Genomic DNA, 9,961 nt, shown 5'->3' on the forward strand with positions numbered 1-9,961 from the left:
CCGGGGGCGCCTCGGTGCGGAGGCGCCCCCGGAGCGGTCAGGAGTACCAGGTGGGTTCGGGCAGTTCGCCCTCGAGGACCCAGCGGCCGACCTCGCGCCGCTTGTAGGCGACCGGGTCGTGCAGGGTGTGGGTGCGCACGTTGCGCCAGAAGCGGTCCAGTCCCTCGGAGGTGGCGGTGGAGCGGGCTCCGGTCACCTCGAAGATCCGGCTGGAGACCTCCAGGGCGACGTCGGTGGCACGGGCCTTGACCGCGGCCACCCGTACCTCGAAGTCGCCGCGGGTCTGGGCGGTGACCGCGTCGGGGTCGTCGTGCAGCTTCTGTCCCTCGGCGGCGACGGCGTCGGCGAGTGCCTCGACGGCCCAGAGCTTGGCGGTGAGGTCGCCGTAGAGGTCGATGACGTAGGGCTCGTCGACCGCCCGCTCGTGGCCGCCGTGCAGCCAGGAGCGGGCCTTGGTGCGGGTGTAGGTGGCGGCCGTCTCCAGGGCGCCGCCGGCGATACCGAGGTAGAAGTTGACGAACACCAGCTGGATGGTGGGGACGTTGAGGGTGTTGTAGGTGCGCGGCTGGAACACCTTGTCGACGTAGCCGGCGGCCGAGGACCACGGGGTGCGTACCCCGTCGATGGTGACGCTGCCGCTCTCGGTGAGGCGCTGGCCGATGTTGTCCCAGTCGTCGTGGAAGGTCAGGCCCTCGCTGTCGGAGGGCACGATGGCGAAGACGTGCTGGTCGGTGCCGTCCAGGACGCCTTCCAGGACGGTGACGTCGGAGACCCGGCTGCCGGTGGAGAAGGACTTGCCGCCGGTGAAGACGAGGTCGTCGCCGTCCTCGGTGACGGTGACGTCCTTGTCGCGCGGGTTGACGGCCCCGCCGAAGAACCAGCGGTTGCGCGCGGCCTCGGCCTCCACGTGCTCCCACTGTTCGCGGGTGCCGACCAGGCGGGCGGCCCAGTTCCACAGGTAGTGGTAGCCGAGGAGCTGGCCGATGGAGCCGTCGGCCTTGGCGATCTCGCGGACGACGCGGTAGGCGGTGGGCCACTGCTCGCCTCCGCCGCCGTGCTCGACGGGGCCGAGGAGGGTGACCAGGCCGGCGTCCTTGAGGAGCTGGACCTCGGCGTGCGGGGCGGCGCCGGCCCGGTCGCGTTCGGCGGCGTCGGTGGCGAGGACGGCGGCCACCTCGGCGGCGCGGGCTCAGGCGTGGGCGGGCGCGGACTCGGCCTCGGTGTCCGGGAGTCGGGCCTCCAGTTCGCGCACGAGGGGCAGTACACGCTTGCCGAAGTACTCGACCTCCTCGTGGTAGTGGAGGAAGCCGAGGAGCAGCAGGTCGACGCCGAGCCGGCGGTAGGCGACGATGCGTTCGGCGACCTGCTCGGGGGTGCCGATCAGTCCGGTGCGGAAGCCGTCGTTGTACTGGATCAGGTCCTCGAAGGAGGAGTCCTGCCACATGCCCTTGCCGTCGGCGGTGGACTGACCGGCCTGCTTGACGGCGGCGCCGAACCCCTCGACGGCCTCGCTGTCGGCCTTGGCGACGATCTCGCGGAGGGTGTCGCGGGCCTCGGCCTCCGTGTCGCGGGCGATGAGGAAGCCGTTGAGGCCGAACTTCGGTGCCGTACGGCCCACTTCGGCGGCCGAGCGGCGGACGTCGGCGATCTGCTCGGTCACCCCGTCGAAGTCCTTGCCGTTGGAGAAGTACCAGTCGGAGACCCGGCCGGCCATGGCGCGGGCGGCGGAGGAGTTGCCGCCCTGGAAGATCTCCGGGTGGGGGCGCTCGGGTGTGTTGAGGGGCTTGGGCTTGAGGGAGAAGTCGCGCAGCCGGTAGAAGTCACCGGCGAGTTCGGTGTGGTCCTCGGTCCAGATCTGGCGCAGGGCGCGGATGAACTCCTCGGAGCGGCGGTAGCGTTCGTCGTGTTCCAGCCAGGGCTCGCCGAGGGCGGTGAACTCGCCCTTGAACCAGCCCGAGACGACGTTGACGGCGAAGCGGCCGCCCGAGAGGTGGTCGGCGGTGGCGCCGAGCTTGGCGAGGACACCGGGGTGCCACAGCCCCGGGTGGACGGCGGCGATGACCTTCAGCCGCTGGGTGGCGAGCAGCAGGGCAAGGCTGAAGCTGGTCGACTCGTGCTGGTACTCGGCGCCGTAGCTGGCCATGTAGCGGACCTGGCTGAGGGCGTAGTCGAAGCCGTTGTTCTCGGCGAGGACGGCGAGTTCGCGGTTGTAGTCGTATCCCCAGTCGGTGCGCTGTTCGATCTTGCTGGTGACGAGTCCTCCGCTGACATTGGGAACCCAGTAGGCGAATTTCACGGGCGCTGCGGGCATGCGGAACTCCTGGTGCGCGGATGCGTTTTCGGGCACGCCGAATTCAACCGGGGCGAAAAAGCGCGGTGAATTCAGGCGGTGCTGCAAAGGCACGGCGCGGACCTGCGCTCGTGGCAGGTGGCGCGGTGGGAGAGAGGGGCGGCGGCGGTGCGGGGAATCAGGCCGCGGCGCAACAGGAGGCGCTGGAGACGCGCGCGAGGTCGACATGGCGTCGCCGCGTGAGGTCCAGTCGCATCTTCATGCCGTCGATCGTGGCAGCCGCCGGTCTCGGCAGTCAAGGAGAACCCGACCGGTCTCGTATCGCGGACCATTGAATTTCACGAAGGCGTGACAGGGAAACCCTTGAACCGGCCGGGAATGCGCCCGCATTCTTCGGGGGTGCGGACAGAACAGCTGGAATACATCGCGGCGGTCACCCGGCTCGGTTCGCTGCGCCGGGCCGCCGAGGAACTGCGGCTCTCCCAGCCGGCGTTGAGCGAGACGGTGCGCAATCTGGAGCGTGAGCTGGGGGTGGACCTGCTGGAGCGCAAGCGGTCGGGGGCGACGATGAGCGCCTCGGGCCGTGAGCTGCTGCCTCACATCGTCGGGGTGCTGGACGCGGTGGACCGGCTGCGCGCGGCGGCGGGTGAGCAGCACCGGATCAGCCGCATGGTGCGGGTGGGCACGGTGAACGCGGCGACCGTGCCGCTGCTCATCCCGGTCGTGCGGGAGTTCCGTGCGGCGCATCCGGTGACCCAGGTGGAGGTGGTGGCCGCCCAGCAGACGGACATCCACCGGACACTGCTGGAGGGCGGGTTCGACCTGGGGCTGGTCAACCACCTGGAGGGCGACGACATGCCCGCCGACTTCGAGTCCACCGAACTGCTGCGCGGGCGGCCGGTGGTGTGCGTACACCCCGACAGCCCGCTGGCCTCGAAGGGGTCGGTGACGGTGGAGGACCTGCTCCGGGTTCCGCTGATCGGGATGCGGTCCGGCTACGTGATGCACCGCTATGTGCACCGGCTCCTCGACGGGCACGGCCCCGTCTTCGCGTACTCCACCGACGGCGCGGAGATGGGCAAGCTGATGGTCGCCGAAGGGCTGGGGGCGACGGTCCTGCCGGACTTCAGCGTGGCCGGGGACCCGCTGGAGCGGTGCGGCGCGATCACCCACCGGCCGATCGACGGCGACGCGACGCGCGTGTTGCTGATGCTGCGCCGGCGGCGCGCCGACTCGGTGCCGCAGGCGGCGCGGGATCTGCACGAGGTGTTCGTGCGGACGGCGCGGGCGCTGGCCACGGCCGACGACCGACCGCCGGCCCCCGGAGGCTGACGCGGCGTCAGTCCTCCTCGCCCGCCGGGACGACGACGAGGAAGGCGTCCGACTTCAGGTCCATCACGACGGTCGCCGGCTCCCCCTCGGCCCGCCGCCGAGCCGCGTACTCCTCCGCGGGCAACGACCCGCGCGGAGCTCCCGCGGCGAAACGCTCCAACACCTTCGCTCCCATGACGGCAGACACCTCCTGATGCGATACGAGCAGATCCGATCCGTCTCCTACGCCTGCCCACTGCCGACGCAAGCATGTGCATCACGCATCCACCTGGGTGACACCCGGTCGGACGCGGCCGAGCCGTCCGGGCCACCAGGCACGTGCGCCGAGGTCCCGCACCAGGGCGGGTACCAGCAGCGAGCGCACCACCAGCGTGTCGAGCAGGACCCCGAAAGCGACGATGAAGGCGATCTGCGCCAGGAAGGCCAGCGGGATCACCGCGAGTGCGGCGAAGGTGGCGGCGAGCACCACCCCGGCCGAGGTGATGACGCCGCCGGTACTGACCAGGCCGCGCAGCACTCCCTCGCGGACTCCGTGCCGCAGGGACTCCTCGCGCACCCTGGACATGAGGAAGATGTTGTAGTCGACGCCGAGCGCCACGAGGAAGACGAAGCCGTACAGCGGAACGGACGGATCCGTGGCAGTGAAGCCGAGGACATGCCGGAAGACGAGGCCGGAGACGCCCAGGGTGGCGAGGAAGTTCAGCCCCACGGTGGCCACCAGGAGGACGGGCGTCAGCAGGGAGCGCAGCAGCAGGGTCAGGATGACGAAGATGATGGCCAGGACCACCGGCACGATCAGGGTGCGGTCGCGTTCGGCGGTGCGCAGGGTGTCGTACTGCTGGGCCGTGTAGCCGCCCACGAGGGCGTTCGCGCCGGGTACGTCGTGCAGCGCGGCTCGCAGCCGCGCCACCGTGTCCTTGGCCGCGTCGCTGTCGGCGGCCGCGCGCAGGGTGACGTGGACACGCGCCCGCCCGTCGACCACGAGAGCCTCCCCGCCCGGGGCTCCCGAGGCGTTCATCGGGACGGCCGAGGCCACCCCTTCGGTCCCGCGGGACGTCGCGACCACCTTCGTCACCCGGTCGGCGTCGGCGATGACCACCACGGGGTTGCCCGCGCCGCCGGGAAAGTGTCTGGCGAGCGTCTGCTGGGCGGCCACGGACGGGGCGTCGTCGACGAAGGTCTCGTCGAGCGGGACACCGCGGGAGGTGAGGGTGGGCGCGAACACCGCGCAGACGAGCAGTCCGGCCAGCGACACCGCCCACACCTTGCGGGGCGCCCGGTCGACCAGCTTCGCGACCCGGTGCCACACCCGCCCTCCGGCGCCGGGCTCCCCGGACGGCCGGGGCTCGGCGGGCCAGTAGGCGGCGCGGCCGAGGAGAACCAGGACGGCGGGGAGGAAGGTCAGCGTGCTCACTACGGCGGCGGCGATGCCGATGGCCCCGACGGGGCCCAGGGCCCGGTTGTTGGTGAGGTCGCTGAGCAGCAGGGCGAGCAGTCCCAGGGCGACGGTCGCGGCACTGGCCGTCACGGTGCCCCAGGACTGCCGCAGCGCGGCCCCCATGGCCGCGAACCGGTCCGTGCGGGTGGCCAGTTCCTCCCGGTATCGGGCGGTCAGGAGCAGTGCGTAGTCGGTGGCCGCACCGATCACCAGGATGGAGAGGATGCCCTGCACCTGTCCGTCCACGCGCACCACGTCGTGGTCGGCCAGCGCGTACACGACGGCGCAGGCCAGTCCGAGAGCGAGCACCGCGCCGACGATGATCACCAGGGGAAGCAGCACGCTGCGGTAGACGAGCAGCAGGATCAGGAGGACCGCGACCAGCGCGACGGCGAGCAGCAGTCCGTCGATGCCGGCGAAGGCGTCGGAGAGGTCGGCCTGGGTCGCGGCCGGTCCGGCCAGCCGGACGTCGGTACCCGGCACCCGTTCGGCCGCCGCACGGATCCGCTCCAGGGCCGGTGCCAGCTCCTCGCCCAGGTCCGGGCGCAGTGGCACCACGCCCTGCAGGGCCCGGCCGTCCACCGAGAGCAGTGCGGGCGAGACCCGGCCCACCACTTCCGGCGCGCCGGCGAGGGGGGCGAGGGACCGCGTCGCGGCCTCGCGCCGGTCCGCCATCGCGGCGTCCCCGGTCGATGTCCACACGACGATCGCGGGCAGCGTCTCGTCCTGGCGGAAGGCCCGCTGGGCGGTGATGACCTCGGTCGATTCGGCGCTGCGCGGCAGGAAGGCGGCCTGGTCGTTGGTCGCGACCTCGCCCAGGCGTCCCGCGAAGGGACCGAGGACGCCACCGAGGACGAGCCATGCGGCGACGAGGAGGACCGGGACGAGCCGTCGGGCGCGTCGAAGGGTGCTGGTGGACAACGTTCTCCCGGTACACGACAGCAGATATCTCAATGACAAACAATCTCAATGATCGAGTTATATTCGCCGAACAGATCCTACCGGTGCCTGTTCTTCTGCCCTCACAGGGTCGGCGGACGCACCGGATCGTGTCCGGTCTCAGCCCTCGCCGGGGGTGATTCCCGACAGTTCCTCGTTCATCGCCGCCAGGAAGCGCAGCACCACCGACAGCTCGTCCTCGGTGAAACGGGACCGAGCCGCCTGGGTGGCCTCGGCCAGCGGGCGGAAGTAGGTGCGCGCGGCGGACCGGGCATCGGAGACGTAGTGCAGGTGGACGACTCTGCGGTCGGAGCTCTCGCGGACCCGTCGGACGTGGCCTGCGCGCTCCAGCCGGTCGACGCAGGCGGTGACGGCGCCGGAGGTGAGCCCCAGGTGCTCGCGCAGCCGCTTCGGAGTCATGGGCTCCTCGGCGTCGAGGATGGCCGCCAGCGCCTGGACGTCCGTGGCGTGCAGCCCGTGGTCGCCCGCGAACCCGTGCACCAGCCGGTTGATCTCGCCGTTCATCCGCCGCAGCCGGACGGCGAAGGCGTACAGGTCGGACGGTGGCGAGGCGTCGGCGTCGCGCCCGCCCTCGTCCAGCTTCCCGTCGTTCCCTGTGGCCACGCGGTCAGCGTAGTCGCTGCTCACGATCACCCGATCGTGCGCCCACACACCGTCGCCGCTTCCGCCGTCCGTCCCGGTGTGGAAGCCATAGTCGGGGGACCGTCGACACGGAGGACCAGAACTCATGACCGCACACGGCCTGTGCCAGGAGTCGCTGCGCTGCCTGGTCACCGGCGCCACCGGGTACATCGGCGGCCGGCTCGTCCCGGAACTGCTGGCAGCCGGCCACCGGGTGCGCTGCCTGGCCCGCTCCCCGGAGCGGCTGCGCGACCATCCGTGGGCAGGGGAGGCGGAGGTGGTCCGCGGGGACGTCACGGACGGCGCTTCGGTCGAGGAGGCCATGCGGGGCGTCGATGTCGCCTACTACCTGGTGCACGCGCTGGGCACGGGACGCGACTTCGAGGAGACCGACCGGAGGGCGGCGCGAATCTTCGGGGAGCGGGCCCGTGCCGCCGGAGTACGACGCATCGTCTATCTCGGAGGGCTCACCCCGTCCGGTGTCCCCGAGCGGGAACTGTCGCCGCACCTGCGCTCGCGTGCCGAGGTGGGCAGCATCCTCCTGGACTCCGGCGTACCGGCCACGGTGCTGCGCGCGGCCGTGGTCATCGGCTCCGGCTCGGCCTCCTTCGAGATGCTGCGCTACCTCACCGAACGCCTGCCCGTCATGGTCACTCCGAGCTGGGTGCACACCCGGATCCAGCCCGTCGCCGTCCGGGACGTGCTGCGCGCCCTGGTCGGCAGCGCCCGCATGCCCGCGGACGTCAGCCGGACCTTCGACGTCGGCGGGCCGGAGGTGCTCACGTACCGCGACATGATGCTCCGTTACGCCGCCGTGGCGGGTCTGCCGCGTCGCCTCATCCTGCCGGTGCCCGTGCTCACGCCCCGCCTGTCCAGCCACTGGGTGGGCCTCGTGACGCCCGTGCCCGCCTCCATCGCGCGGCCGCTCGCCGAGTCGCTGCGGCACGAGGTGGTGTGCCGGGAGCACGACATCGCCCGGTACGTACCGGACCCGCCCGGCCATCCGCTGGGCTTCGACGAGGCGGTACGGCTCGCGCTGCGGCGTGTCCGCGACGCGCGGGTCCTCACCCGCTGGTCGTCCGCCTCGCTTCCCGGCGCGCCCAGCGATCCGCTGCCGACGGATCCCGACTGGGCGGGCGGCAGTCTGTACACCGACTGCCGGGAACGGACCGTGGACGCCTCCCGGGAAGCCCTGTGGCGGGTGATCGAGGGCATCGGCGGCGACAACGGCTGGTACTCCTTCCCGCTGGCGTGGGCGGTACGCGGATGGCTGGACCGGCTGGCCGGCGGGGTGGGGCTGCGCCGGGGACGGCGGGACGCGGCACGGCTGCGGGTCGGCGACTCGCTCGACTTCTGGCGGGTCGAGGAGATCGAACCCGGGCGTCTGCTCCGGCTGCGCGCCGAGATGCGGCTGCCGGGACTGGCCTGGCTGGAGATGTTCGCGGAGACGGACGAGGCGGGCCGTACCCGCTACCGCCAGCGCGCCGTGTTCCATCCGCACGGGCTGCTCGGCCAGGCGTACTGGTGGAGCGTCGCCCCGTTCCACGCGGTCGTGTTCGGCGGCATGGCCCGCAACATCTCCCGTACCGCGGCGGCCGAGGCACGGACGGCGAGGGCCGATGCCTGACCGCGCGTCCGCCGGGAGCCTCGCCGAAGCCGAACCCGGTGTTCCCCCCACCCCGTCCGGAGTCGCTTCATGAACGTCTCGGTCGTCCTGTTCACGTCCGATCTGCGGCTGCACGACCATCCGCCGCTGCGGGCCGCCTCGGCAGGGGGCCGCGCGGTGGTCCCGCTGTTCGTGCGTGACCGGGCCGTGGACGCCGCTGGGTTCGCCGCGCCGAACCGGCTGGCCTTCCTCGCGGACTGTCTGCGCGACCTGGACGCGGGGCTGCGCGCGCGGGGCGGGCGGCTCGTGGTCCGTTCCGGTGACGTGGTCGAGGAGGTGTGCCGGGTGGCCGGCGAGGCGGGCGCCGACGAGGTCCATCTGGCGGCCGACGTCAGCCGGTACGCGCAGCGCCGCGAGGAGCGGCTGCGGCACGCCCTGGAGGCGGCGGGCGTACGCCTGCGTGTGCACGACGCCGTGACCTCCGCCGTCGCCCCCGGCGCGGTGGCGCCGGCCGGATCGGACCACTTCGCCGTGTTCACGCCGTACTTCCGGCGCTGGACGCGGGAACGGCAGCGTGACGTTCTCGGCGCGTCCCGCGTCGTACGGGTCCCGGACGGTGTCGGCTCGGAGCGGCTCCCCGTCAACGAGGGCGTGTCGCAGGGCCTGGCGGCGGGCGGCGAGCGGGAAGGCCGGGCACGGCTCGCGGCCTGGCTGCGCAGCGGGATCTCCGCCTACGAGGACCGGCACGACGACCTGGCCGGTGACGCGACCTCCCGCCTCTCCCCCCACCTGCACTTCGGCACCCTCTCCCCCGTCGAACTGGTGCGTCGGTCCCGCAGGGCGGGGGGCGCGGGAGCCGAGGCGTTCGTACGGCAGCTCGCCTGGCGTGACTTCCACCGCCAGGTGCTGGCGGCCCGCCCGCATGCCGCCGACGCCGACTACCGGCCCCGGCACGACCGCTGGCGTACCGAGCGGACCGCACGCGGGGACATCGAGGCGTGGCGGGAGGGCCGTACCGGCTACCCGGTCGTCGACGCGGCGATGCGCCAGCTGCGCCACGAGGGCTGGATGCACAACCGGGGCCGGCTGCTGACGGCGAGCTTCCTCACCAAGACGCTGTACGTCGACTGGCGGATCGGCGCACGGCACTTCCTGGACCTGCTGGTCGACGGGGATGTGGCGAACAACCAGCTCAACTGGCAGTGGGTCGCGGGCACCGGCACGGACACCCGCCCGAACCGGGTCCTCAACCCGCTCACGCAGGCGAGGCGGTTCGATCCGGACGGCGCGTACGTACGGCGCTGGGTGCCGGAGTTGGCGGGGATCCAGGGGCCTGCGGTGCATCAGCCGTGGAAACTGCGCGGGGCGGACCGGGCGGCGGTCGGCTACCCGGAGCCGGTGATCGAGCTGGCGGAAGGGCTGGCCCGGTTCCGGGAGGCGCGCGGGCTCGGCTGAGGTGGGGTCAGTTCTGGTGCACCGGCAGCAGTGCGGGGCGTTTCGCCGTACGGCCGTCTCCGGAGGAGCGGCCGCGCAGCCGCCGTAGGGCCCAGGGGCCGAGGAAGGCGGCGGCCCAGCGGAGTTCGGCGGCACCGGCCCGCCATCCGCCGGCGGCGGGCCGGTCCGGGGCGGGCAGCGGGTGGGTCCAGGTGGCGTCGCTGCCGGGCAGGTCCAGGGCTTGCGCCACGGCGGCGGCGATGCGGGCGTGGCCGAGCGG

Annotated in this window: 9 protein-coding genes and 1 pseudogene; 3 read left to right on the forward strand and 7 right to left on the reverse strand. The window is 72.5% G+C overall.

Annotation, left to right across the window (positions count from 1 at the left end):
* Positions 1-37 precede the first annotated feature (37 nt).
* From BZL64_RS37090 to BZL64_RS42295, 3 genes are all read right to left on the reverse strand, one after another.
* Positions 38-1,174 carry an acyl-CoA dehydrogenase family protein gene (locus BZL64_RS37090; RefSeq protein WP_086773396.1) on the reverse strand — a complete coding sequence of 379 codons (1,137 nt, stop codon included), beginning with the start codon at positions 1,172-1,174 and terminating at the stop codon, positions 38-40.
* A gap of 15 nt (positions 1,175-1,189) precedes the next feature.
* The gene (gene sfnG / locus BZL64_RS37095; RefSeq protein ID WP_086773397.1) at positions 1,190-2,311 is read right to left on the reverse strand and encodes a dimethylsulfone monooxygenase SfnG; all 1,122 of its coding nucleotides are present in this window, start codon (positions 2,309-2,311) and stop codon (positions 1,190-1,192) included.
* A gap of 157 nt (positions 2,312-2,468) precedes the next feature.
* The gene (locus tag BZL64_RS42295) at positions 2,469-2,552 is read right to left on the reverse strand and encodes a putative leader peptide (protein WP_350760414.1); all 84 of its coding nucleotides are present in this window, start codon (positions 2,550-2,552) and stop codon (positions 2,469-2,471) included.
* Positions 2,553-2,689: 137 nt separating this feature from the next.
* On the opposite strand from BZL64_RS42295, the gene BZL64_RS37105 reads away from it, so the two are divergent.
* A complete protein-coding gene (locus tag BZL64_RS37105) occupies positions 2,690-3,622 on the forward strand; it encodes a LysR family transcriptional regulator (protein ID WP_208639605.1) in 933 nt (310 codons plus the stop codon).
* A gap of 7 nt (positions 3,623-3,629) precedes the next feature.
* On the opposite strand, the gene BZL64_RS40440 is transcribed toward BZL64_RS37105, so the two are convergent.
* The 3 genes from BZL64_RS40440 to BZL64_RS37115 form a co-directional block, all read right to left on the reverse strand.
* The gene (locus tag BZL64_RS40440) at positions 3,630-3,797 is read right to left on the reverse strand and encodes a hypothetical protein (protein WP_167396259.1); all 168 of its coding nucleotides are present in this window, start codon (positions 3,795-3,797) and stop codon (positions 3,630-3,632) included.
* 81 nt (positions 3,798-3,878) lie between these two features.
* Entirely contained in the window at positions 3,879-5,981 is a 2,103-nt protein-coding gene (locus BZL64_RS37110; RefSeq protein WP_086773399.1) for an MMPL family transporter, read from the reverse strand.
* Between the two features lie 138 nt (positions 5,982-6,119).
* Positions 6,120-6,623: a MarR family winged helix-turn-helix transcriptional regulator gene (locus tag BZL64_RS37115; protein WP_397684886.1), complete on the reverse strand. Its 504-nt coding sequence runs from the start codon at positions 6,621-6,623 to the stop codon at positions 6,120-6,122.
* 124 nt (positions 6,624-6,747) lie between these two features.
* On the opposite strand from BZL64_RS37115, the gene BZL64_RS37120 reads away from it, so the two are divergent.
* Entirely contained in the window at positions 6,748-8,268 is a 1,521-nt protein-coding gene (locus tag BZL64_RS37120; RefSeq protein WP_086773400.1) for an SDR family oxidoreductase, read from the forward strand.
* A 69-nt stretch (positions 8,269-8,337) separates the two neighbouring features.
* Positions 8,338-9,702 carry a cryptochrome/photolyase family protein gene (locus BZL64_RS37125; RefSeq protein ID WP_086773401.1) on the forward strand — a complete coding sequence of 455 codons (1,365 nt, stop codon included), beginning with the start codon at positions 8,338-8,340 and terminating at the stop codon, positions 9,700-9,702.
* A gap of 7 nt (positions 9,703-9,709) precedes the next feature.
* Here BZL64_RS37125 and BZL64_RS37130 read toward each other — a convergent pair.
* Positions 9,710-9,961 (reverse strand): annotated as a pseudogene (locus BZL64_RS37130) (SGNH/GDSL hydrolase family protein); the annotation flags it as partial.

The organism is Streptomyces bobili (assembly GCF_002154575.1).
GTDB lineage: Bacteria > Actinomycetota > Actinomycetes > Streptomycetales > Streptomycetaceae > Streptomyces > Streptomyces bobili.